The sequence below is a fragment of the Streptomyces sp. NPDC051217 genome (assembly GCF_044455465.1).
In the GTDB taxonomy this organism is placed as follows: domain Bacteria; phylum Actinomycetota; class Actinomycetes; order Streptomycetales; family Streptomycetaceae; genus Streptomyces.
The window spans coordinates 633,197-655,881 of the sequence record NZ_JBITEV010000003.1 but is presented as its reverse complement, the minus strand read 5'-3'; the positions used below and the strand labels follow the sequence as shown (position 1 = coordinate 655,881).

Here is a 22,685-nt window from a genome sequence, read left to right as displayed (position 1 = left end):
CCCACAGCGCGTTCAACCAGCAACACCACGAGCCTTGCATGCCGTAAATTTGCCGCATGGGTATACGTGACTTGCTGCTTGAGATCGCTCGCACATACGACGCGAGCGAGGGGACGAGACTGGAAGTCTCTGGCCAACGTGTGCTGCGTGAGGTTGAGAGTCGGACCGACCTGCCTCTTCCGACCCCCCTGTTCGCTAGGGGCTACGGTGGGCAAACGAGTGCCGCCGCAACTCCCTGGATTGGAGTCTTCGATCCTGAGGTCAACAGTTCTGCTCGGGAGGGGCTGTATCTGGCCTATATCTTCAGCGCCGATTTGCGGACCGTATCGCTGACTCTTCAGCAGGGCATCACTCACCTTGAGTACCGACTCGGGAAGGGACAAGCCCGCCAGGATCACCTTCGGCGTCAGGCGGCGCGACTGCGTAGGGCGGTGGCTATGCAACGCCGAAACGAGTGGGTCGACGAGCCGGAGCTACGGCACGGAGCTGCTCGACCGAAGGCATACGAAGCCGCGAGCGTGATCGCGCGCCAATACGACGTGACTGATCTACCTCAGGAAACCGCCCTGGGAGACGACCTTGTGTACGCGGCGGACGCGCTCAAGCGCACGTCCGTCGCCGAACGTCTGTGGTGGTTCGAGGACGAAGAAAGTCAGCTTGAAGTGAGTTACGCAACCAATGGCCATGTAGCGAATGAGGGTGATCCCCTTGCCGGCTTTCAACCTAAGGATAGCTCTGACTACATCGCGAACATCGCTGCCAAGCAGCAAATAAAGCGACGCCGCCACGAGTCACTGATCGCGGAGTTCGGACTTCATATCGCGTCACGTGGCTTCACACCCAAGACCAAGTTGATGCACCCGAGGGACCTTGTTCTGCATCGTCAAAACGGCGCACAAGATACCAGTGACGAGTGGCTCGTTGAAGCGAAGGTTGTTCGGGATGGCAACCCTACCGAGGCGGTCCGCCACGCAGTGGGCCAACTCTTCGAGTACAGCCACTTCTTGTACCGAGAGCGAGGTCGCCCCGAACCACATCTCGTAGGTCTTTTCACCGAGGATGTAGGCGTCTACTCGGGCTATTTGGAACAACGAGGAATCGCTTCGATATGGCAGACCTCTAGCGGCTGGGACGGATCAGCATCGGCTAACGGTTGGGGCATGACCGGATAGAGAATACTTGCTTGTGTCCTTCCCCTGTCAACCTTTCAACCGGAATCCGAATCCGAGGTGCCATCAGCGTTGTGACCGCAGACAATTGCGGCGCGTTAGGTCGTGACCGCGCCTGCGGGCCAGACTCTCACGGCGATACCCGCAAGAAATTTTTGCCTCTCCGCTATTCCTTCGGCTCGCCAGGTTGCCGAATTCGCATTCCATAGCTTGTCGATGTTTGTTGCTGAGACGAGCAAAAGGCTTGATGTTGTATATTTACTTAGCTTCTCAGGGTAGGGCTTATTTGAGGCTTGGATGTTTTTGCGACCGTGAAGGAGCGTCAAATTACCTACCCGGTTCACGAGTTCGTTGTGAGAGGGTAGTTTAAGCGAGTTCTCGGGCTTTTGGGGGTAGATGTGCTCAACATGGTTTACTTTGCTCACGATCGCCACATCGTCCATTTCTCCCTGCTTTCGAAGCCACGTCTCGATACTCTCCAAGATGTATCGCGCTTGTGAGGTCTTGGGGAGGCTCGCCTTCCGAAAGTCCGCCAGAAACGTTGCGTCATCCGGAATTAGCGTACGAACCTGGGTGACTGCCAGTTGCAATTCGAGGCCACCGGAAACCTCTTTTGCGAGCTTGAAGAGATTCTCCTCCAAGAGAGTCGACTCCTTCTTTCCGATAACTGTCCAACGGACGTAGTATGAGAGGCATGCCGTCGAGACCTCGCTCAGGAAGGAGTAGTCATTCTTTCCGGAAAGAGCCAACAGTAGGGGGTAAATTGCGTCAGCGCCCAGTCTCCTGATGTCGTTCAAGGTCAAGTCGAAATCTTCTTCGCCTGTCCCAGCGGATATGAGATCTTGGTAACGCTCTGCGCAAGTCTCTAGATCTGCTGAAAATTCAGTTACATTGAACGAATAGCCCGAGTCCTCAAAGCGCTCAGCGAGTGTGCTTCGAATTGTCGTATAGAGGCTGTGAGACTTAACATCGCCATGGCGGGCAACCCAATAGTGGCGCAGGAATTTTTCGATATCCTCTCGCCTGTCGAATCCTGTCAGGAGAACCTCCCAAGCGGAGTTTACTCGCGCTTTCTCGTCTGCATTTCTGCTCTTCTCCATCAAGAAATTGCGAACGAGATCCGGCGTTGACAGATCACGCCCGCGGGAGTTGATTGTCTCAAAGACTTCGTTGGCGTCGCTGGTGGAGGGTGTCTGAATCTCAACAAAAACAAGACCGCTTATTAGGCACACCCTGAGATCATCAATCCAGTCTAGCTTCTGCATGTCTCCTGGAATGTCTGCAAGATGATCGGCAATTTTAATGGCGAAGAATCCGTAAGCCCCTTTAATGAGATCGTGAGAGAATTTGCTGGATATCTCGGCAGGGTCCGGCCTGCCGTGTACTTCATCCCAGGCCTGGACGTAGTCACGGAAGAAGTTTAGGTCGAACTGTGAGAGAGTTATAAAGTATTCGGGTGGCGTGCGACGTCCTGTCTTTCGGGAGATCCAGTCGCGCTGGATATGGTTAGCCATCGTCTTGGATTCATCCGAACCGATATTCCAGAGAGCGTCCCGCAATGCTGCTACCAGAATTGTTGATGTTGTCAGCCTCTGTTGACCATCGAGAAGATGCCTTTTAGATACCTTGTCGTCTGTGATTGTGACTATGGGCCCGATGAAGTACTCTGCCGAATTTTCGTCGTCTGAATCCCAATTATTCTTGAACTTCTGCACATCGTCCCAATATGTGCTTACTTCTTTACGTGTCCATGAATATTGTCTCTGGCTGTAGTCGGGTACTACGATCGGTGGATTGTTTGCGCCGATAAGCTGTCCGAGGGTTTGCCGAGCTGCTTGCTTGATCTTGGCCATGAGTTTCTCCGCGATAAGCGATCACGTTAAGGTAGTTAGGGGAAGGCTAGCTGTTGGTGTTGACGAATCAAGCCCCCATCATCGAATCTCTGCCGACTGCGCCTCCGTCGTGGAAGTTTATCGTCCTAGCCCGTGTCCTAATTAGAGAGCCTGTCATCCCGACCCAGAAAGCGATGAACGAAGCTCACGGCGACGAGGCGTGTTTAAGGGGCCGCTGAGAGGCCCCACCAATTAGTTGGTGGGGCTCTGCCATTCGGGAGGGGCCTGGAATGGTGCCGCGCTGCTCCCCGACTTATCTGAGTCAGCGTGCCTTTGGGTCGTCACCCCGCCCCGTGGCACTCCCTGTACGGCTCCCCCGAGCCGCACCAGCATGTCGCGTTGCGGGCCGGGGGCCAGGACGTGGCGCGGCCGCGGGCGGCGAGGGTGGTGGCGTACTGGGGGAGCAGGTTCGGGTCCGACGGGGAAGCCGACTCCGAGGCCGCGAAGGCCTCGTAGGAGGGGACCGTGCCCGTCACGATGCCCAGGTTCGGGGTGCCCGTGGAGGCCAGTTCGCGGAGGGAGGACTCCAGTTGGGCGAGGTGGGCCTCGCGGGAGGGGTACTCGGTGCGCAGGTCGGGGTAGGCCGCGAGGAGTTCGGTCAGTTCCGCCGCCGGCCAGTGCAGGACCGCGACCGGGAACGGGCGGGAGAGCGCCGAGCGGTACGAGCCCAGTTCGGCGCGCAGGCGGGCGATCTCGGCCTCAAGTTCCGCCGGGTTGTCGGAGCCGAGGGCCCAGAGGCGTTTGGGGTCGTGGAGTTCGTCGAGGGGGACCGACGTCTTGTTCACCTGGTCGCCGAGGGCGTCCCAGTCGTCGTGCTCCAGGCCCAGCAGGCGGCGCAGGCGGTGGCGGCCGACGAGGAGGGATCCGGCGGAGTACGGGACTTCCTCGCCGGGGGTCAGGAGCAGGTTCAGGGCCGTGGTGTAGGAGTCGTGGGCCGCTTCGAGTTCGTCGTGGGCCTCCAGCGTCTCCGCCACGATCTCCCACGGCGCCGGCTCCAGCGGTTCGGCGATGCGCAGGCCGTCGATGATCGCGCGGGCCTCGGCCTCGTGGCCGTACTCCCACAGGTTGGCGGCCTTCAACGCCTTCACCAGGTGGGGGTGGTCCGGGTCGCCGGCGAGGAGGTCGTCGTAGAGGCCGGTGGCACGGTCGCGGGCGCCGGCCAGTTCCAGATGGGCGGCGGCCTGGAGCAGCAGGGGCTCGCGATCCTCGGGGTACCGGGAGGCCGTGCGCAGCAGGCGCTCGGCCTCGGTGGTGTGGTCGGCAGGGATGTCGGGGCGCATGGTCCACACCGTACTGCTGTACGCCTGTCGGGGCGGAGGGTGTTCGGGCTACGGGGACAGGGCGTCACTGGCCGTCACCGCGAGGGATTGGGCCGTAGCGCCGGCATGATCGCCGCGCCCAGTACCGTCGCCCCCGCCGACACCACGATCGCCAGGTCCGTGCCCTGTTGAGGGGTGTCCGCCGAGGTCGCCACCGCGATCATCAGCGCGACGCCGGCCGCCGAGCCGATGTAACGGGCGGTGTTGTTCGCGCCCGAGCCCATCGCCGCGCGCTCCTGCGGGACGGATTCGACGGAGAGGCGGGGCAGCGCGGCGTTCAGCAGGCCGCTGCCCACGCCCGCGACGACGAGCCCCGGTATGAGCCGTCCCCACGACCCCGCGCCGACCGCGCCCAGCATCGACAGGGCGCCGGCCGCGTGCAGGAGGAAGCCCAGGGCCAGTTGGAGGCGGGCGGCCACGCGGTGCGCGATACGGCGGGTCTGGAGGGCGACCAGGAAGGCCGTGCCCGACCAGAGCACGAACAGGCCCGCAGCGCCCATCGGGGAGATGCCGAGCGTGCGCTGGAGCAGCGCGGGCAGGTAGCTGAACAGCCCGATCACCGCGAGCCCCGTGAACAGCGCCCCCGACGTCGCCGCCTGGAACGGCCGCCGCCCCAGCAGCCGCAGATCGATCAGCGGGGCGCCACCGCGCCGCTCCACGGCGGCGAAGACACCGGTCAGTACGGCGGCGGCCACCAGCAGCAGGACCACCGGCGTACGCAGCCACCCGTCGCGGCCCAGTGTCGGCGCGCCGACCAGCGAGGTCATGGCCAGCCCGAGTACGACGGCGCCCACCAGGTCGGGGCGTCCGCCGCGCGGTGCGCGGGATTCGGTGAGCGTACGGAAGGCGGGGGCCGCGACGACGAGGGCGGCCGCGGCGAGTACGGCGTACGGCAGTTGCCAGCCGTACGATCCGAGCCCGCCCGCGAGCAGCGGCCCCGTGGCGATCCCCGCGCTCACGAAAGCGCCCCAGACGCCGGTGGCCCTGACGCGGGCGGACCCCGCCGGGAAGGCGTGTACGAGGAGGCCGAGGCTGCTGGCGATGATCGCGGCGCTGGAGGCGCCCTGCGCGATCCGGGCGAGGGTGAAGGTGAGGGTGGAGCCGGCCAGCGCGCCGAGTCCGGTCGTGAGCGCGAGGCCGAGCGTGCCCGCGAGGAAGAGTCTGCGCCTGCCGTAGTCGTCGGCGAGGCTGCCCGCGACGAGCAGAAGGGCCGCGAGGCCGAGCGGGGCGCCGTTGAGGAGCCAGGCCTGCGCCGATATCGCGGTGCGAAATCGGCGGCCAGGTCCGGGAGGGCGAGCATCGGGACTGTGTAGTTCATGAGCGCGACGGTCGTGGCCGCGCTCGTCACGGCGAGTGTGGCGGCGGGGCGGGGCCCGGAGCGGCCGGGCGCTGCTCGGCCCCCGACGGCTACTTCTGCCCATCGAAACGGATCGTGTATAACGGCTTGAGGGCCCGGAACGCGGCCCGACACATCCGGTGGCCACGACGCCCGGCACAGACGCCGGGAACAGACGCCGGGAACAGACGCCCGGCACAGGCGGCCGGGCACAGGCACCAGGGACACGACACCAGGAAGGGGCAGGCCATGATCCGACGCGCGACACGGTCGCTGCGCCCCGCCACCCCGGTGTTCCTCCTGCTCGTCGCACTCCTCCCGGTCCTGCTCCTCGACGCCGGGGGCCTCTCCGCCGCCGTCGCCCTCGCCGCCACCGCCGCGGCCTCCACCGCGTTCGCCGCCTCCGCGGCCATCTCGGCCCGGTGTGCCCCCGCCGTACCGCCCACCCGGGTCCGTACGGCGATCCGCGACCGCGAGCAGCGGACAGCCTTCCTGCCCCAGCGAGATCCCGACGCACGGGGCCGCACCAGGCCCCGAGCTCCAGGGCGTCCCGTCCTGACGACCGCGTAGGGCCGGTTCGCCGCTTCACCCACCCCGGAGCACCCTTGAGCGAGCCGATCCCACGCGGGTCGTCATGCCGAGCCGCGCCGTGCCGTACCACCGGCGCCGCGCATCCCATCCGGCACGACGAGACCCTCGGAGGGCTCATCCATGTCCGTCTTCCTGTCCGGCTTCGCCTCCCTGGTCGGGCACTTCGCCGATCTGCTCGACCCGCTCTTCCACGGCGGCGCTACCGCGGTGGCGATCATCCTCTTCACCGCCTGCGTACGGCTCGCCGTCCACCCGCTCTCCCGGGCGGCGGCCCGTGGCCAGAAGGCCCGCACCAGGCTCTCGCCGCAGATCGCCGAGCTGCGCAAGAAGCACCGCAAGAACCCCGAGCGCCTCCAGAAGGCGATCATGGAGCTGCACGCGAAGGAGAAGGTCTCGCCGCTCTCCGGCTGTCTGCCGAGCCTGCTCCAGCTGCCCGCCTTCTTCCTGATGTACCACCTCTTCTCCAGCCGGGAGATCGGTGGGAAGCCGAACGAACTGCTCGGCCACTCCCTCGGCGCCGCGCCGCTCGGAGACCGCTGGAAGGACGCCCTCGCCGACGGCGGGATCTTCGGCGGAGCGGGCCTGGTGTACGTCGCCCTCTTCGCGATCGTCGTGGCCGTCGCCACCTTCAACTACCGCCGTACGAAGAGCCAGATGGCCGCCATGCCGATGCCGGCGGCCGGGGCCGACGGGCAGCGGATGCCCGGCATGGGCGCGATGACCAAGCTGATGCCGCTGCTCTCCTTCGCGACGCTCCTCACGGTGGGTGTGGTCCCGCTGGCGGCCGCGCTGTACGTCGTGACGAGCACCACATGGACCGCCGTCGAACGGGCCTTCCTCTACCGGGACGTCCCGGCGCCCGGCGCGCTGGCCACCGCCGCGTGACGCCGCCCCCGCCTTTCGGCACGCCGCCGCCTTTCGGCGCGGTCCAGGGTGTGAACGGGGTCTTGCGGAGTGATCCGATGTCTTGGACGATCAACCAACACCCCGATGGCCGCAACCCGTCGGTGGGGCCCCCGCTCGACCAGGTCGATCCGCTCGACCAGAGGGAGAACAGACCATGAAGCTGCTGCGTGTCGGTACGGCGGGTGCGGAGCGCCCGGCGCTGCTCGACCAGGACGGGACCCTGCGGGACCTGTCCGGACTGGTCACGGACATCGACGGCGCACTGCTCGCCGACGAAGCCGCACTCGACCGGATACGGGCCGCCGCCGCCTCCGGCGAGCTGCCCGTCGTCGACTCGGACGGGCTGCGCACCGGGCCGCCGGTCGGCCGGATCGGCAAGGTCGTGTGCATCGGGCTGAACTACCACGACCACGCGCGCGAGACGGGCGCGGACATCCCGTCCGAGCCGATCATCTTCTTCAAGGCCGCGGACACGGTGGTCGGGCCGGACGACACCGTCCTCGTACCGCGCAAGAGCGTCAAGACGGACTGGGAGGTGGAGCTGGCCGTCGTCATCGGCCGCACCGCCCGCTACCTGGACTCCCACGAGGAGGCCCTGGCGCACGTCGCGGGGTACGCCATCTCGCACGACGTCTCCGAGCGCGAGTTCCAGATCGAGCGCGGCGGCCAGTGGGACAAGGGCAAGAACTGCGAGACGTTCAACCCGCTCGGCCCGTGGCTCGTGACGGCCGACGAGGTGCCGGACCCGCAGGCGCTGTCGCTCAAGCTGTCCGTCAACGGGGAGCTGAAGCAGGACGGGACGACGGCCGAGCAGATCTTCCCGGTGGCTGAAGTGGTGCGCTACGTCAGCCAGTTCATGACGCTCTACCCGGGCGACGTCATCAACACCGGTACGCCGGCGGGTGTGGCGCTCGGGCGGCCCGAGCCGAAGCCGTACCTGCGGGCGGGGGACGTCGTCGAGCTGGAGATCGCGGGACTGGGGCGGCAGCGGCAGGAACTCAAGGACGCGTAACTCCCCTCCCAGGGAGGGGGCTTGGGAGGGTATTCCGATGGTCACCGCCGACCGCCGGACCGTCGACTTCTGGTTCGACCCCGCCTGTCCCCTCAGCCGTATCACCGCGTCATGGATGGTCATGGTCGCCGAGCGGCGCCCGGTCGACATCCGGTGGCGCGTGATGAGCCTCTCAGTGCTGAACGAGGGCAAGGACGTCGACCCCGAGGGCGACGAGGAGGGCTACCTCTGGATTCCCGCCCGCGTCTGCGCCGCGATCCGGACGTCGCACGGGCACGCGGCGCTCGGCAGGTTCTACGACGCGCTGTGGACCGTGCCGGACGGCGGGCGGCGCGAGTGGATCGGCGACATCACCGAGGCGCTGGGCGCCGCGGGGCTGCCGGCGGAACTGGCCGGGGCCGGCTTCACCACCGACCACGACCAGGCACTGCGCGCCTCGCACGCGGAGGCCATGAGCCTGGTCGTCGGGGAGGTGGGCACGCCGGTCCTGGCCGTCACCCACCCCTCCGGGGCCCGGCACGCGTTCTTCGGCCCCGTCATCGGCGAGATGCCGGGCCCCGAGGACGCGCTGCGTCTGTGGGACGGCACGCTTCTCGTCGCGAGCGTCCCGGGGTTCCTCGAAATCAAGACCTGAGGGAGCCCGCCGAGCCCGCGCGAGTCTCCCGGGCCACGCGGGCTCCGCGAGTCTCCCGGGCCACGCGGGCTCGCAGAGCCGACGCGGGCCGACGCGGGCCGACGCGGGCCGACCAGCCCGCGCGAGCCCATCTCGCTACGACATCCGCCCCAGCAGCCACTCCAGGGCCTCCACCACCAGTGCGTGGTCCTCCTCCTGGGGGAGGCCCGAGACCGTTACCGTGCCGACAACTCCCGTCCCCTTCACCGCGATCGGGAACGAGCCGCCATGGGCCGCGTACCTGTCCGGGTCCAGGCGTGAGGAGTCCTCGAACGAGCTGCCCTTGGCGCGGAAGCGCGTACCGACCAGGAATGAACTCGCGCCGTACCGCTCCACCACCCGCCGCTTGCGGTCGATCCAGGCGTCGTTGTCCGCCGACGAGCCCGGCAGTGCGCAGTGGAACAGCTGCTGGCCACCCCGCCGGATGTCGATCGCGACCGGCGCCTCCCGCTCGCGCGACAGCTCGGCGAGCAGACTGCCGAGGGCCCACGCGTCGTCGTACGTGAAGTGAGGCAGGACCAACCGGGCCTCCTGCGCCTCCAGTTCGTCCACCGTCGGCAGGGCGCGGCCCTGGCCCGCCGTCATGACGAGGCCCCGATCGTGACCGTGACACCCTCGCGGGCGGAGCGCCGCGCCGCCTCCAGGACGTCCAGCGCCGCGGCGGCCTCGTGCGCGGTCACCGGTGGCGCCGTGCCCTCGCGCAGTGCCCGCGCGACATCCGCGTAGAACGCGGGATAGTCGCCGGGCGTGCTCTCCACCGGGTGGCCGCCACCGGTCGCCGGAGACTCACCGGCCCCGATCCGGCCCCACAGCGACTCGGGCTCCACACCCCAATTTCCAGCCATTTCCGGAGTGTTGGGCCGCTTGCCGTCCCGCAGGTCGGCCTCCTGGGGGTCCAGGCCGTACTTCACATAGCCCGCCTTGGATCCCAGCACCCGGAAGCGCGGGCCGAGTTGGGCCGTCGTGGCGCTCACGTACAGATGCGAGCGGACACCGTTCGCGTGCGTCAGCGCGATGAACGTGTCGTCGTCGGCCGCGGCACCGGGCCTGCGTACGTCGGACTCCGCGTACACCGACGCCACCGGACCGAACAGCACCAGCGCTTGGTCCACGACGTGGCTGCCCAGATCGTAGAGCAGCCCTCCGATCTCTTCCGGCGCTCCCGACTCCCGCCAGCCGCCCTTGGTCTCCGGCCGCCACCGCTCGAATCGCGATTCGAAGCGCTGTACGTCGCCCAGCTCGCCGCCCGCGATCAGGCGGCCGAGCGTCAGGAAGTCGTTGTCCCAGCGGCGGTTCTGGAAGACGGAGAGCAGCACGCCGCGCTCCTCGGCGAGAGCGGCGAGATCGCGCGCCTCGGCGGCGGTACCGGCGATCGGCTTGTCCACGACCACCGCCAGGCCCGCCTTCAGCGCCGCCGTCGCGATGGGGACATGCGTCTTGTTCGGCGACGCGATCACGACCAGGTCCAGCTCGTCGGCCCGCTCCCAGAGCTCGTCCGGCGACGCCGCGAAGCGGACGTCGGGGAACTCGGCGCGCGTCTGCGCCTGCCGCTCGGGGTTCGAGGTGACGACCGTGTCGAGGACGAGGTCCTCGGTCGTGGAGATCAGCGGGGCGTGGAAGACGGAGCCCGCGAGGCCGTAGCCCACGAGTGCGACGCGCGGAGGCGTACCGGTGCCAGTCATGAGTTCCACTTAAGCAACGGTGTTGCCATAGTGCAAGCGCGCGTGACAATGACACCGTGGGCAACAGTGACGCCGGCCTCGGCGACAGTAGAGGCAATGACGGCGCGGGCGAAGACGTACCGGCGGTGAGCGGCATCCGTACGGGCGTGAACCCGAGCCCGCACACAGGCGTGAATCTGCCGTCCCTGCGCAGCCACAACTCCGCGCTGGTGCTCGACCTCCTCCGTACGGCGGGCGAGGGCGGCATCAGCCGACTGGAACTCGCGGAGTCCACCGGGCTCACCCCGCAGGCGGTCAGCAAGATCACGGCCAGGCTCCGTACGGAGGGCCTGGCGGCCGGAGCCGGCCAACGGGCGTCCACCGGCGGCAAACCCCGGACCGTCCTGTGTCTGGTCCCCTCCGCCGCGCACGCCGTCGGCCTGCATCTGGACCGCGACGAGCTGACAGCCGTCGTGGTCGACCTGGCGGGTACGCCGGTCGCCGCCCGCACGGTGCCGTTCGACCTCGGCGCCGGGGCGGCCGAGGTCATCGAGATCGCCGCGACACAGGTGGAGTCGGTACGGGCGGAGGCGGAGGCTCGTACGGACGCATCCGGGGTGACCAGGCCCACCGTGACCGGGGGCGGCCCCGGCGGCCCGCTGGGCGTGGGGGTCGCCATGCCCGGCCCGCTCGACCACACCACCGGCGTGCCCCAGCGGGTCACCGGCTTCCCCCAGTGGGACGGCTTCCCGCTGCGCGACGCGCTCGCCGCCCGCCTCGGTCTGCCGGTCGTCCTGGACAAGGACACGAACGCCGCAGCCCTCGGGCTCGCGCTGAGCGGGCCGGGCGACTCGTTCGCCTACCTCCACCTCGGTACGGGGCTGGGCGCCGGCCTCGTACTCGGCGGCGCCCTCTACCGGGGCGACCGCACCGGCGCGGGCGAGTTCGGGCATCAGGTCGTCCAGCTCGACGGGCCTCTCTGCGACTGCGGGAACCGTGGCTGCATCGAGGCGCTCTGCATGGCGGCGGTGGCACGCGGCGACATGGCCGACGCCGCGCGGGTGCTGGGCGCGGGGGCCGCGAATCTGGTCGGGCTGCTCGACATCGACCGGGTGCTGCTCGGTGGCCGCGCCGTGGCCGCCGCCGAGGAACAGTTCGTCACGGGAGTCGGAGCCGTACTCGAAGAGCGGGCGCGTGGCCCCGTCGTCCCGGTGGCCGTGGCATGCGGCGGCGCGCACTCGGTCGCCGAGGGGGCGGCGCAGCTGGTGCTCGCGCCCGTGTTCGGGCACGCGCGGGTCTTCGGCCGGGGGCGTCCGTAGGGACGCGTACCTCCGTCGAGACAGGTCCGTCGGGGTGTATTTGTGCGATTTTCGGACCGCGAGTGGGACGTGGCTCCCCGGTCGGGCGGACGGTCCGTGGCAGCGTCGCACCCCATGCGATCCATGCGACTGCGCCCCGCCCTCGTCACCGGAATCCTCGGCGCCATCGGAGCTGTCGGTGTCACCGTCGGCACGATCGTGCCCACAGTGCTGCCCGCGACGACCGCGAACGCGACCGCGAGCGTGGACGCGTCCCTGTCGGCGATGGGCGACGAATCGGGTGACGGCCCCGGGGCCGACCGGCAGCCGAGCTGCGGCAAGGCGTCCGACCCGAACTTCCCCATCGACACCCGCATCCACGGCGGCCCCGACACATACCGCCCGGGCGGCCCGCCGGGCGTCTGGTCCCTCGATCTCACCAACAGCACGGACGAGGCCTGCCACAACATCCACCCGGTCATCGTCCTCAGCGACCGGCACCGGTCCCTCACCGAGACCCAGGTCCGGCTCCAACTCACCGACGACAAGGACCGATGGCGCACCATGTCGCTGGAGAGGTCGGACGAGGACGAGACGATCGCCGTCCTCGAAGGCGGCTTCTCAGGCTTCGCCGTCCCGGCCCAGGAGACCGTCACCGTACGGGCGAGGCTCGCCTTCACGGCCGCGGCCGATGCCAACAGGATCGTGGTGAACGCGGCCACGGTGCAGCGGCGCGGCGGTGACGGCGACTGGGTGGGGGAGTCGAACGACTACCGCTTCTCCGTAGGTGCCGCGAACGCTGACGCCGAAGCGGACACCGACACAGAGGCCGACACAGACTCCAACACGGACGCCGACCCCGGCTCAGCTACCCGCGGCACCACACCCGGCACCGGCACCGCCACCCCGGCCCGCACTCCCCACGCCACCCCCGACGCCACCCGCGCCCCCACCGCCAACTCCCCAAGCCACAGCGAGAAACCCTCGCTCCCCCTCGGTATCGGCTCCCTCGCCGACACCGGCTCCGACTCCCTCCTCGGCCCCGCGATCGGCGCCGGACTGCTCCTGCTCACCGGTGGCGCCCTGGTTCTCGGCCTCCGCCACGCCCGCAACCGCTCCTGACCCTGTCTCGATCCTGGCAAGCACGCAGCCAGAAGGCGCGGCGAGCGGTAATCTCGTCGTCGTCCTGGGCCTGAACGAAGCGATTCTGGAGTCCGGCCACCCCCGCGACCCACGAAGTCGCGTGCGTGGCCCTCGATATCGTTATTTCCGCGGGTCCCTGTGTGATCTACGGGGTGGTGAGCGGGCGTGTTCGTGCACAGCTGTACGGGACACCGCCCGGCCCCGCCCCGAGCCACCTCCCGCTAGGAGATACGAGCCGTCATGCCCCGCAACTCCCACACCTCCCACACTTCTCGAACCTGTCGCACCCCCCTCACCGCTGTCGCCGGCAGCCTCGTCCTCACCGCTTCGCTCGCCGGATGCGGCGGCGGCTCGGGTGCCTCCGAGGAGAAGGTCGTCACCGTCTACAGCGCCGACGGGCTCAAGGGCGTCGCGGACGACGGCTGGTACGACAAGGTCTTCGCCGACTTCGAGAAGGACACCGGCATCAAGGTGAAGTACCAGGAGGGCGGTTCCGGCGAGATGGTGGACCGGGTGCTGCGCGAGAAGGACGACGTCCGCGCCGACCTCATAATCGCCCTGCCGCCGTACATCCAACACGCGGAGCGGAAGGGGCTGTTGGCGTCGTACGACCCGAAGGGCTCCGACAAGGTGCACGGTTCGGGGAAGTCCTCGGACAACCGGTGGACGTCGATCGTCAACAACTACTTCGGCTTCATATACAACAAGAAGGAACTGACGGACCCTCCGACCACCTGGGAGGAGCTGCTGGACACCAAGTACAAGGACAAGGTCCAGTACTCCACCCCCGGAATCGCGGGCGACGGCACGGGCCTTCTCATCAAGGCGATGCAGGACTTCGGCGGCGAGGAGCCGGCGATGGACTATCTGCGGAAGCTTGAGGACAACAACGTCGGACCGACCCCCTCCACCTTCAAGCTCGCGGCCAAGGTCGACAAGGGCGAGATCCTCGTCGCGAACGGTGACGTCCAGACGAACTTCGCGCAGTCCAAGAGCATGTCGAACCTCGCGATCTGGTTCCCGGCGAAGGAGGGCGGCAAGCCGACCACGTTCGCCATGTACTACGGGGCGGGTGTCGTGGACGGCGCCCCGCACAGCGCGAACGGCAAGAAGCTGCTCGACTACATGCTCACCGAGAAGGCGCAGAAGCAGGTCAGCGGCATCGGCGGCGGTTTCCCCGCGCGTACGGACGTCAGACCCACCGACGAGAACGCCATCGAGCTGGCCAGGGTCATCGACGGTGTCACGCTCTTCGAGCCCAACTGGCAGCGGATCGAGCCCAGCCTCGACGGTTACGTGGACTCCTGGAAGGAAGCCACGGGCAACTGACGGCCGCGCCCTCCGAGAGCCAAGATCGTCGGAAGCTGATTAGGCTGGGGGCGCCGAGCGGTACGGAGCAGTGCCCCCGGCCCCACCAGCACACTGCTTACGGCAGGAGTCCGTCACATGTCAGAGCGCAAGCCGATCGATTCCTGGCTCACCGACATGGATGGTGTCCTCGTCCACGAAGGCACCCCCATCCCCGGCGCCGCGGACTTCATCAAGCGCCTGCGGGAGTCGGGCAAGCCCTTCCTCGTCCTCACCAACAACTCCATCTACACCCCGCGAGACCTCCAGGCACGGCTCTCCCGGATGGGGCTCGCCGTGCCCGTGGACAACATCTGGACCTCGGCGCTGGCGACCGCCAAGTTCCTCGGCGCCCAGCGCCCCGGCGGCACGGCGTACGTCATCGGCGAAGCCGGTCTCACCACGGCGCTGCACGACATCGGCTACATCCTCACCGACCACGAGCCCGACTACGTGGTGCTCGGGGAGACCCGTACGTACAGCTTCGAATCCCTCACCAAGGCGATCCGGCTGATCAACGACGGCGCGCGCTTCATCTGCACCAACCCCGACGAGACGGGGCCGTCGGCCGAGGGTCCGCTGCCCGCCGCCGGTTCCGTCGCCGCGCTGATCACCAAGGCGACCGGCAAGGCGCCCTACTTCGCGGGCAAGCCGAATCCGCTGATGATGCGCACCGGGCTGAACGCCATCGGCGCGCACTCCGAGGCCAGCGCGATGATCGGCGACCGGATGGACACCGACGTCCTGGCGGGTCTTGAGGCCGGGATGGAGACCTTCCTGGTGCTGACCGGTCTGACAAAGCCGGAGGACATCGACCGATATCCGTTCCGGCCCTCCACGATCGTCGACTCGATCGCCGATCTGGTGGATCTGATCTGACCGGATCTGACTGAATAATCGCAGGTCACGGCGGTGTGTCGGGCTTTCCGGCGCGCGCTGCGGATGCGAGATCCGGCTGAACGCGTGAGGCTTCCTTTCATCAGGAGGTTCACGATGCGTTCAGGCTTGCTCGCTCTCCGTGCCGCCGGGCTGGTGGCCGCCATGGTGGCGGTTCCCGTTCTCGGCACCACCGCCGCCGACGCCCACGACTCCGTGAACGCGACGGTCAGCCCGTCCGACGTCCGCCCCGGCGGCGAGGTGAAGGTCCAGGTCACGGGGTGCAAGAACCCCCGCTCGGTGGCGGCCCGGTCCGATGTCTTCGTCGCCGACTCCGAGCTCGCGGCCCGCAAGGGCGACGACAAGAAGCCGACGCTGCTCGGCGAGGCGAAGATCAAGTCGTCGACCAAGGACGGCACGTACAAGGCCGACGTCTGGTGCGACGGGCACGACCACCGGGGTGCGGCGGTCTTCAAGGTGGACCGCGACGCGAAGCCGAAGGCTTCGACGAAGCCCTCCACCAAGCCCTCCGCGAAGGCGTCCGCCAAACCGTCCGCGAAGGTGTCTCCGAAGCCTTCCGCCAAACCGTCTGCGAAGGCGTCCGCCAAACCGTCCGCGAAAGCGTCTGCGAAGGCGTCCGCGAAGCCCAAGCCGAAGCAGTCCACCAAGGCTTCGAGCAAGCCGCCCACCAAGCCGGCCGCCAAGGCGTCCGGGAAGGCTTCAGCCAAGCCGCAGCCCTCCCCGAAGCCCGACAAGGCCAAGCCCAACGAGGCCAAGCCCAACGAGGCCAAGCCCAACGAGGCCAAGCCCAACGAGGCCAAGCCCAACGAGGCCAAGTCCGAGGGGAAGACCGCCGCCGCCCCCAGGAGCGTCCCCCCTGCGACGTCGGCCCCGCCGTCCAAGAACCTGATGCCCGCGCCCGTCCGGACCGGCCGGCAGTCCCAGGCCCCCTGGACGCCTCAGTCCGCCCAGGCCCACCCGAGCGAGCATCAGGCTTCGCCCGTCGCGCCGGTACGCGCCGGTGGTGGCGGCAGGACGAGTACGGCCCTGGCCGGCGACGAGGCCGGCCCCAGCACCCCCCACACCGTGATCGGTCTCGTCCTCGCCGGTGTCGCCGCCGTGGCCGTGGCGATCCGCAGTGCGCGCCGGAGACGTTCCGCCGCGCGGGACTCCGACTGAGACGGCGGAGATAACTGACATGGGTGATACGGCTGAGACGTCGACGGACGACCGCCCGACCGGATCGGGCCGGCTGCTGACCGGGGTGGCCTGGGCGGTGCTGCTGCTCGGCCTCTGGGGCTGGGGCCACGACGGCATCGTCGGCGCCTCCTCGCCCATGACCGGGGATGTCGCCGCCGTGGGCCGCCCGATGGAGGAGCGGCCGCCGGCCGCCCGTGATCCCCGGCAGCCCGCCGAACCGCGCCGTATCGAGGTTCCCTCCGTCGGCATAAGGGCGCCCGTCGTCTCCCGCGGTCTCGACTCCGCGGGGGCGGTCGAGCCACCGCCGTACGAACTCCCGGAGACCGTCGGCTGGTACGGCGGCGGCGCCCGGCCGGGCGCCACGGGCACCGCGCTCTTCGTCGGCCACGTCGACACCCGGACCGAACCCGCCGTCTTCTACGACCTGAGCGCGACACGACCCGGGGAGAAGATCCGGGTGACCCGGGCCGACGGCTCGATCGCCGAGTTCACCATCGACGACGTACGGGTCTACACCCGCGAGAAGTTCGACGCGCGGAAGGTGTACGGCCCCCACGAGTCCGACCGCGCCGAATTGCGCCTGATCACCTGCGGCGGGACCTTCGACCGCGAGAGCCGTACGTACACGGCGAACGTGGTCGTCTCGGCGTACCTCACCAATGTGAAGGAGGCCCCCCGCAATGCCTGATCCGGCGTCACCGCGACCCCGCTGTCACAGCTCGCACACGAAGCCGAACAGGCTCCGTTACGGCTCCGGCCCGTGTGCCAGGATGGATCGGACCGGTCTTGTTCGGGCAGGCGGCAGGCAGGCAGGACAGGAACGGGGCGCCTGGGGGGCGGCACTGAAGAACGGGCACCGAGGGGGAGTGGATGTACGGCAGTAATTCCGGTCGCGGTCTTCGAGTGACGGCGTGCGCGGCGGCCACGGGAGCGGCTCTGCTCGTGGCGGGCTGCTCGTCCGGCGGCGAGGACAAGGGCGAGAAGAACCCGGCGACGAGCCAGCAGCCCAAGGCGACCGATCCGTACTGGGTCAACCCCGACGGCAACGCGGCCAAGCAGGTCGAGGATTACACCAAGGACGGCGACGACAAGAACGCCGACCTCATCAAGAAGATCGCCTCGCAGCCCGTCGGCGAGTGGATCGGTCCGGACAGCCCCGAGGAGGAGGCCCGCGGTTTCACCGAGGCCGCCGCCAAGGCCGACCGGGACGCGCTGCTGGTCCTCTACAACGTCCCGCACCGCGACTGCGGCCAGTTCTCGAAGGGCGGCGCCTCCGACGGCAACGCGTACCGGGAGTGGGTCGACAAGGTCGCCAAGGGCATCGGCGACCGGCGGGCCACGGTCGTCCTGGAGCCGGACGCGCTGCTGCATCTGGTCGACGGGTGTACGCCCCAGGAGTTCCACGAGGAGCGCTTCGACCTGCTGAAGGGTGCCATCGAACGGCTCAAGCAGCAGCCGGCCACCACGGTCTACCTGGACGCGGGCAATGCCGGCTGGCAGTCGCCCGACGCGCTCTTCGAGCCGCTCCAGCGGGCGGGCGTCGACAAGGCGGACGGTTTCTCGGTCAACGTCTCCAACTTCTTCCCGACCGACCTGAGCCAGGAGTTCGGCAAGAAGCTGTCGGCGAAGGTCGGCAACAAGCCGTTCGTGATCGACACCAGCCGTAACGGCAACGGCCCTTACACGCAGGGCGATCCCGCCGAGAACTGGTGCAACCCGCCGGGCCGCGCACTTGGCGAGCCGCCGACCACGAAGACCGGCGACCCGCTCGTCAAGGCGTATCTGTGGGTCAAGCGCCCGGGGGAGTCGGACGGCGACTGCAAGGGCGGGCCCAAGGCCGGCGACTGGTATCCGGAGTACGCGCTGGAGCTGGCGCGCAACGCCAAGTAGGAGACCGAGCAGGCACAGAAGCGGGCCCGTACGACGGGTACGGGCCCGCTCACGTTGATACGGCGAACGGCTACGGCACCTCGACCCACACGCCCTCGGACGGCGTCCCTTTGGCGTCCGTCACGAAGAGCATGTACCAGCCGGCCGGAACGAGCGCCCGGTTCTTCGGCACCGTCACCTTGATCCCGTCCGCCGTCTTCTCCATGTCCAGTGCGATGGACCGCTGTTCGACGTCGGTGACATGTGTGACGGCGCTCGGCCGCAGCAGCCTCGCGGATTTGAGCGACGCGGCGTCCTTCGTCCTGAAGGTTCCCGGGTCGCCGTGCTTGATCCGCTTCGGTCCGTCGGTCAGCTCCGGCTTCGAGTCCCGGAACAGATACGGCGGGGTGTAGATCTCGATCCGCTGCTCGAAGACGCCGGGCTTGGTGTTCGCCTTGTCGGCGTAGAGCGAGTCGGAGCCGAAGATCATGACGCGGCCGTCGGGCAGCAGGAGCGAGCCCGAGTGGTAGTTGCGGCCGACCTCGGGATCGGCGACGCGCGTGTACTCGCCCGACTTCGGGTCGTACATCCGTGCTTCGAGGATGTTGGAGCCGCCCCGGCCCCGGTAGTCCTCGGCGCCGCCCGTCACCAGGACGGTGTCGTCCGGCATCAGCGACGCGCTGGGGTAGCGGGTGCCCTTGTCGAGCGCGGCACCGTCCTTGAACTCCGGCTTGTCCTCCTTGAGGTCGACGAGCCGGGACTTCTCGCTCGACTTCTCGGACTCGCCGACGCCCCCGCCACCGATGACCATGAACTTCTGGTCCTGCGCGGGCGGCAGCATGACGGTCGCGGAGGTCTCCATCGTGTCCGCGTCGCTCAGGCCCGGGATGTTCTGGAACTTGTTGGTCTCCAGGTCCCAGATGCCGGGCTTACGGCCGATGTCGGCGGGGCCGTAACCGGCGTTGGAGCCGCTGTAGAAGAGCTTGCCGTTGTCCATCAGGAAGATCGCCGGGTACGTGGGGAACTTCCGGATGACGCCGGTGTACTCCCACTCCTTGGTCTCCGGGTCGTAGATCTCGTCCTTGCCGGGGACGATCTGCCCGATCTCGTCCAGGCCCGACAGCGCGAGGACCTTGCCGTCCTTGAGCGTTGTGAGCGTCGGATACCAGCGGGCCTCGTTCATCGGGTCCACTTTGATGTACTTCTCGGCGACCGGGTCGAACTCGAAGGCGTCCTTGATGCCTTGGAAGTCCTTCTTGTCGAGGGCGAGCTTCTGCGCGATGCCGTAGACGTTACGGGCGTCGGCGCCTTTCATGCCCTGTACCCGGTAATTGTCCTCGGTGCCGGTCTCGTACTTCTTCCCGGACTTCTCGGCCTCGACGTAGATACGGCCCAGACCGGGCTCGGTCCGCTGAAAGGCGCCGGTCACCGGGTCGAATATCTTTTTCGCCTTCTCGACCAGGACCGGGTCCTTGGACTCGAAGGTCTTGCCGTTCTTCTTGCCGGTGAACATCGTGCCCGCCGGCAGTGTCATCGGCTTGTCGGGGTCCTCGTTGTGGACCACCATCAGACCGCCGGCCTTGGTGGTGTCGCCCTTGAGCTTCTCGTACCGCTTCGTGCCGCCCGCCACCAGGAGCTTGCCGTCGGGCAGTTGGGTGTGCCCGGAGCAGAACATGTCCTTGGGCGTCGGGATCATCTTGAAGTCGTTGGTGGCCGGATCCCAGAGGACGGACTCGAACTTGTTCGCGTCGAAATTCTTCTGGTTGTTTCCCGACCCGGCTATCAGCAGCACCTTGCCGGTGTGCAGCAGCGACGCGTGAATCGAATTTATCTTGTACTTCGACGGGACGTCGAGAAAGTCCCAGTGACCGTTCGCGGCCTTGTAATCGGGCCGGTTGATCTTGTACTCGTGGTACTGCTCCGAACCGAACCGCCACATCGCCGGCCCGTTCATCCCGGCCACCACGACGACCACCGCCGCGCCTATCGCGAGGCGACGGGCGCGGTTCCTGCGGTGGTTCGGCCGGACGGGAAGCGCACTCATTGCTTAGGTCCCCCAAGGGAAATCTGTATGGTCTGGTCGAGGGCCCCGGGGGGCGTCTGCTGCGAGGCCGGCGGCACGTGCGGTGCCTGTGGTGCCTGCGAGGTCGGCTGTGGCGGCTGCTGTGCGGAGTGCCGCGCCCCGTGCTTCCCGCGCTTCTTCTTCTCCGCGCGCATCCCCAGGCGCCAGACGATGATCGGCGACGCCGTGATCAGCAGCGCCAGCGTCGCCCAGGTGATCATCGCCGGGTGGTCGTGCCCGAGGAAGAAGGACGAAACCAGCGACCCGGCGAAGACGAGCATGAAGAACAGATGGATCCGGAACGTCCCGAACAGCGTGTCCGGGCTGGACGAGTCGCCCTTCGGCGTCACCACGAAGCCGCTCTTGCGGCGCAGGACGGCGTCGAGCAGTGAGCGCGCGTAGATGGGCGCGGAGAGCGCGGACATCGCCATACCGGCGAGACCGCCGGACCCCTCGGGCTCGTGCGGCGAGACGTTGTGACGCCGGTTCCAGATGTAGAGGCCGATCTGGAGGGCGGAGGCGTTGCCGTACAGCATCATCCAGATCGCCGGGTCGATCTGCACACCCGAGGCGCCCATGCCCAGGAACAGGGCGCAACTCAGCGCCGCCAGGATCCAGTTGAGCGCCGACATCGGGTAGAAGATGATCATCATCGTGTAGTTGAAGAGCTTGCCGGGCGGCAGTGTGGTGAAGCCCCGCCAGTACTGCTTGAGGATCGTCTCGTACGTGCCCCGCGACCAGCGCAGCTGCTGCGTGAAGAAGTCCGTCCAGGCGGTCGGGCCCTCACCGACGGCGAGCACGTCCGGGGTGTACACGGAGCGCCACTTGTTGCCCGTCCGCGGGTTCCTGGCGCGGTGCATCTCGAAGCCCGTCGCCATGTCCTCGGTGATCGAGTCGTACAGCCCGCCGATCTGCTTGAGCGCCGAGATCCGTACGGCATTGCTCGTGCCGACGAACATGGGCGAGCCGTAGCGGTTGCCCGCGCGCTGGATCAGGGCGTGGAAGAGGAACTGCTGCGACTCGGCGGCCTTCGTGACGAACGTGTCGTAGTTGCCGTACACCTGCGGGCCGATGACGAAGCCGACGTCCGGGTCACGGAAGTAACCGAGCATCCGCTCCAGGTAGTTGGCCATGGGGACATGGTCGGTGTCGACGGAGGCGAAGAAGTCGTAGTCGTCGCCGTGCGCGTCGAGCCAGGCGTTGTAGTTGCCGTGCTTCGTCTTCGCGCGGTGCGCGCCCTTCGTCTGATTCCACTTCGCCACGCCCTTGCGGGAGAAGTGGTGCACACCGAGACGGGCGCAGACCTCCTTGACGGCGGGGTCGTCACCCTCGTCGAGGAGCCAGACGTGCATCAGCCCGCGGTGCCGGATCTTGACCGCGGCCTCCAGCGTCTTCGTCACCATCTCCAGGGGCTCCTTGCCCGGTACGAAGGAGGTGAGGAAGGCGACGCGGGTGCCGCTCGCGGGCACGACGGGGACGGGGTCACGGGCCACCAATGTCGCGTGCGCGTTGGAGAGCACGTTCATCGTGCGGAACAGCTCGATCAGTCCGATCGAGACGAGCATCACGATGTCGAGGATGAGGAGCGTGTCGTTCTTCAGGTTCGGGTCGCGCTCGGTCCAGTGCTGAGGCTGCATCAGCCAGGCGAAGAGACCGAGGGAGAGGAGCGGGGCGGCACCGAGGAGCAGGGCGGCGCGGATCCGGTGCGGCTCCTGTGAGAGCAGTGAGCGGTACTGCACCTTGTACGGCTTGTTCGGATCGGGCTGGGTGAGCGGCCCGGCGAGCCGGCTGTAGTGCTCGTAGTCGTACTTGGGCAGTTCCGTCTTCTTCTGCCGGAACCGCGAGCCGGCCCTGAGCTGAGAGGGGACCCGGAGCTGAGTGGTCCGGGACGCGTCGTTGTTCGGCCGCTCGCCGTTCGGCGTCGACGTCATCAGTCATCCCCCCGCACGCATGCTGGTGCGTGATTGGTCGGTCGGTTCGTCCGGTCGCGCGCCACAGTCAGTACAGACACGCATCGGGACCTATCCGGTTGCATGGTGCCGTTTGCGACATCGGCCCACGAGAGGGACCCCCACCCCGCTCGGTATGCAAACCGGAGCAAATTCTTCAGCTGCCCCAACTGCAAGAAACGCGTGCTTCTTTGGACCCGTCGGCTTCAGGATAGGTTCTACGACCCCAGCCATGATCGCAAGGATGAAAGATACTACTTGCGTCTCATATGCCCTCATTGAAGGCTTGCTGGAGGCGGAGCTGTGGCCGGACTGTGAAGTTCCCGCGAAGGCCGCCCCCTCTCGCGGCGCGAAATCGGGGAACGAGCGAGGCCCCCTCGCA

18 protein-coding genes and 1 pseudogene are annotated in these 22,685 nt (G+C 67.7%); 12 read left to right on the top strand and 7 right to left on the bottom strand.

Features of this window, described 5'->3' with window-relative positions; translation table 11 throughout:
- Positions 1 to 56: 56 nt before the first annotated feature.
- The gene (locus ACIBBB_RS11055) at positions 57 to 1,172 is read left to right on the top strand and encodes an MrcB family domain-containing protein (protein WP_398980696.1); all 1,116 of its coding nucleotides are present in this window, start codon (positions 57 to 59) and stop codon (positions 1,170 to 1,172) included.
- Between the two features lie 95 nt (positions 1,173 to 1,267).
- Here ACIBBB_RS11055 and ACIBBB_RS11050 read toward each other — a convergent pair whose 3' ends face one another.
- From ACIBBB_RS11050 to ACIBBB_RS11040, 3 genes and pseudogenes are all read right to left on the bottom strand, one after another.
- On the bottom strand, positions 1,268 to 3,022 hold the full coding sequence (locus tag ACIBBB_RS11050; protein ID WP_398980695.1) for a DUF262 domain-containing protein: 1,755 nt from the start codon (positions 3,020 to 3,022) through the stop codon (positions 1,268 to 1,270).
- Positions 3,023 to 3,342: 320 nt separating this feature from the next.
- Positions 3,343 to 4,341 carry an SEC-C metal-binding domain-containing protein gene (locus tag ACIBBB_RS11045; RefSeq protein WP_398980694.1) on the bottom strand — a complete coding sequence of 333 codons (999 nt, stop codon included), beginning with the start codon at positions 4,339 to 4,341 and terminating at the stop codon, positions 3,343 to 3,345.
- A 74-nt stretch (positions 4,342 to 4,415) separates the two neighbouring features.
- A pseudogene (locus ACIBBB_RS11040) lies at positions 4,416 to 5,698 on the bottom strand (MFS transporter).
- A gap of 267 nt (positions 5,699 to 5,965) precedes the next feature.
- On the opposite strand from ACIBBB_RS11040, the gene ACIBBB_RS11035 reads away from it, so the two are divergent.
- From ACIBBB_RS11035 to ACIBBB_RS11020, 4 genes are all read left to right on the top strand, one after another.
- Positions 5,966 to 6,286: a DUF6412 domain-containing protein gene (locus ACIBBB_RS11035; RefSeq protein WP_398980693.1), complete on the top strand. Its 321-nt coding sequence runs from the start codon at positions 5,966 to 5,968 to the stop codon at positions 6,284 to 6,286.
- A 141-nt stretch (positions 6,287 to 6,427) separates the two neighbouring features.
- Complete coding sequence (locus ACIBBB_RS11030) at positions 6,428 to 7,192, top strand: YidC/Oxa1 family membrane protein insertase (RefSeq protein WP_398980692.1); 765 nt, start codon at positions 6,428 to 6,430, stop codon at positions 7,190 to 7,192.
- A gap of 175 nt (positions 7,193 to 7,367) precedes the next feature.
- On the top strand, positions 7,368 to 8,225 hold the full coding sequence (locus tag ACIBBB_RS11025; protein WP_398980691.1) for a fumarylacetoacetate hydrolase family protein: 858 nt from the start codon (positions 7,368 to 7,370) through the stop codon (positions 8,223 to 8,225).
- Between the two features lie 37 nt (positions 8,226 to 8,262).
- Positions 8,263 to 8,859, top strand: a complete 597-nt coding sequence (locus ACIBBB_RS11020; RefSeq protein WP_398980690.1) for a disulfide bond formation protein DsbA — start codon at positions 8,263 to 8,265, stop codon at positions 8,857 to 8,859.
- A gap of 135 nt (positions 8,860 to 8,994) precedes the next feature.
- On the opposite strand, the gene ACIBBB_RS11015 is transcribed toward ACIBBB_RS11020, so the two are convergent.
- Both ACIBBB_RS11015 and ACIBBB_RS11010 read right to left on the bottom strand, forming a co-directional pair.
- Entirely contained in the window at positions 8,995 to 9,483 is a 489-nt protein-coding gene (locus ACIBBB_RS11015) for a heme-degrading domain-containing protein (protein WP_398980689.1), read from the bottom strand.
- Positions 9,480 to 10,580: a Gfo/Idh/MocA family oxidoreductase gene (locus ACIBBB_RS11010; RefSeq protein ID WP_398980791.1), complete on the bottom strand. Its 1,101-nt coding sequence runs from the start codon at positions 10,578 to 10,580 to the stop codon at positions 9,480 to 9,482. Before ACIBBB_RS11010 ends, ACIBBB_RS11015 begins: the two co-directional genes overlap by 4 nt.
- 125 nt (positions 10,581 to 10,705) lie before the next feature.
- Between ACIBBB_RS11010 and ACIBBB_RS11005 the strand changes: the two genes are divergently transcribed.
- From ACIBBB_RS11005 to ACIBBB_RS10975, 7 genes are all read left to right on the top strand, one after another.
- A complete protein-coding gene (locus tag ACIBBB_RS11005) occupies positions 10,706 to 11,878 on the top strand; it encodes an ROK family protein (protein ID WP_398980790.1) in 1,173 nt (390 codons plus the stop codon).
- A 114-nt stretch (positions 11,879 to 11,992) separates the two neighbouring features.
- Positions 11,993 to 12,979, top strand: a complete 987-nt coding sequence (locus tag ACIBBB_RS11000; protein WP_398980688.1) for a hypothetical protein — start codon at positions 11,993 to 11,995, stop codon at positions 12,977 to 12,979.
- A 261-nt stretch (positions 12,980 to 13,240) separates the two neighbouring features.
- A complete protein-coding gene (locus ACIBBB_RS10995) occupies positions 13,241 to 14,329 on the top strand; it encodes a 2-aminoethylphosphonate ABC transporter substrate-binding protein (protein ID WP_398980687.1) in 1,089 nt (362 codons plus the stop codon).
- A gap of 117 nt (positions 14,330 to 14,446) precedes the next feature.
- Entirely contained in the window at positions 14,447 to 15,226 is a 780-nt protein-coding gene (locus ACIBBB_RS10990; RefSeq protein ID WP_398980686.1) for an HAD-IIA family hydrolase, read from the top strand.
- 114 nt (positions 15,227 to 15,340) lie between these two features.
- A complete protein-coding gene (locus ACIBBB_RS10985; protein ID WP_398980685.1) occupies positions 15,341 to 16,402 on the top strand; it encodes a hypothetical protein in 1,062 nt (353 codons plus the stop codon).
- Positions 16,403 to 16,421: 19 nt separating this feature from the next.
- Complete coding sequence (locus tag ACIBBB_RS10980) at positions 16,422 to 17,111, top strand: class F sortase (RefSeq protein WP_398980684.1); 690 nt, start codon at positions 16,422 to 16,424, stop codon at positions 17,109 to 17,111.
- A gap of 182 nt (positions 17,112 to 17,293) precedes the next feature.
- Positions 17,294 to 18,313: a glycoside hydrolase family 6 protein gene (locus ACIBBB_RS10975; RefSeq protein ID WP_398980683.1), complete on the top strand. Its 1,020-nt coding sequence runs from the start codon at positions 17,294 to 17,296 to the stop codon at positions 18,311 to 18,313.
- A gap of 70 nt (positions 18,314 to 18,383) precedes the next feature.
- Here ACIBBB_RS10975 and ACIBBB_RS10970 read toward each other — a convergent pair whose 3' ends face one another.
- Both ACIBBB_RS10970 and ACIBBB_RS10965 read right to left on the bottom strand, forming a co-directional pair.
- Positions 18,384 to 20,336 (bottom strand): galactose oxidase-like domain-containing protein, encoded by a 1,953-nt coding sequence (locus tag ACIBBB_RS10970; RefSeq protein ID WP_398980682.1) that lies wholly within the window; start codon positions 20,334 to 20,336, stop codon positions 18,384 to 18,386.
- Positions 20,333 to 22,285 (bottom strand): glycosyltransferase family 2 protein, encoded by a 1,953-nt coding sequence (locus tag ACIBBB_RS10965; RefSeq protein ID WP_398980681.1) that lies wholly within the window; start codon positions 22,283 to 22,285, stop codon positions 20,333 to 20,335. Before ACIBBB_RS10965 ends, ACIBBB_RS10970 begins: the two co-directional genes overlap by 4 nt.
- Positions 22,286 to 22,685 lie beyond the last annotated feature (400 nt).

What these genes read in the sequence shown, in the direction of transcription:
- ACIBBB_RS11045 (WP_398980694.1), bottom strand. Translation starts at nt 4,341, where the DNA reads ATGCGCCCCGACATCCCTGCCGACCACACCACCGAGGCCGAGCGCCTG.
- ACIBBB_RS11035 (WP_398980693.1), top strand. Translation starts at nt 5,966, where the DNA reads ATGATCCGACGCGCGACACGGTCGCTGCGCCCCGCCACCCCGGTGTTC.
- ACIBBB_RS10985 (WP_398980685.1), top strand. Translation starts at nt 15,341, where the DNA reads ATGCGTTCAGGCTTGCTCGCTCTCCGTGCCGCCGGGCTGGTGGCCGCC.
- ACIBBB_RS10975 (WP_398980683.1), top strand. Translation starts at nt 17,294, where the DNA reads ATGTACGGCAGTAATTCCGGTCGCGGTCTTCGAGTGACGGCGTGCGCG.
- ACIBBB_RS10980 (WP_398980684.1), top strand. Translation starts at nt 16,422, where the DNA reads ATGGGTGATACGGCTGAGACGTCGACGGACGACCGCCCGACCGGATCG.
- ACIBBB_RS11015 (WP_398980689.1), bottom strand. Translation starts at nt 9,483, where the DNA reads ATGACGGCGGGCCAGGGCCGCGCCCTGCCGACGGTGGACGAACTGGAG.
- ACIBBB_RS11010 (WP_398980791.1), bottom strand. Translation starts at nt 10,580, where the DNA reads ATGACTGGCACCGGTACGCCTCCGCGCGTCGCACTCGTGGGCTACGGC.
- ACIBBB_RS11020 (WP_398980690.1), top strand. Translation starts at nt 8,263, where the DNA reads ATGGTCACCGCCGACCGCCGGACCGTCGACTTCTGGTTCGACCCCGCC.
- ACIBBB_RS10995 (WP_398980687.1), top strand. Translation starts at nt 13,241, where the DNA reads ATGCCCCGCAACTCCCACACCTCCCACACTTCTCGAACCTGTCGCACC.
- ACIBBB_RS10970 (WP_398980682.1), bottom strand. Translation starts at nt 20,336, where the DNA reads ATGAGTGCGCTTCCCGTCCGGCCGAACCACCGCAGGAACCGCGCCCGT.
- ACIBBB_RS11055 (WP_398980696.1), top strand. Translation starts at nt 57, where the DNA reads ATGGGTATACGTGACTTGCTGCTTGAGATCGCTCGCACATACGACGCG.
- ACIBBB_RS11000 (WP_398980688.1), top strand. Translation starts at nt 11,993, where the DNA reads ATGCGATCCATGCGACTGCGCCCCGCCCTCGTCACCGGAATCCTCGGC.
- ACIBBB_RS11030 (WP_398980692.1), top strand. Translation starts at nt 6,428, where the DNA reads ATGTCCGTCTTCCTGTCCGGCTTCGCCTCCCTGGTCGGGCACTTCGCC.
- ACIBBB_RS11025 (WP_398980691.1), top strand. Translation starts at nt 7,368, where the DNA reads ATGAAGCTGCTGCGTGTCGGTACGGCGGGTGCGGAGCGCCCGGCGCTG.
- ACIBBB_RS10990 (WP_398980686.1), top strand. Translation starts at nt 14,447, where the DNA reads ATGTCAGAGCGCAAGCCGATCGATTCCTGGCTCACCGACATGGATGGT.
- ACIBBB_RS10965 (WP_398980681.1), bottom strand. Translation starts at nt 22,285, where the DNA reads ATGACGTCGACGCCGAACGGCGAGCGGCCGAACAACGACGCGTCCCGG.
- ACIBBB_RS11050 (WP_398980695.1), bottom strand. Translation starts at nt 3,022, where the DNA reads ATGGCCAAGATCAAGCAAGCAGCTCGGCAAACCCTCGGACAGCTTATC.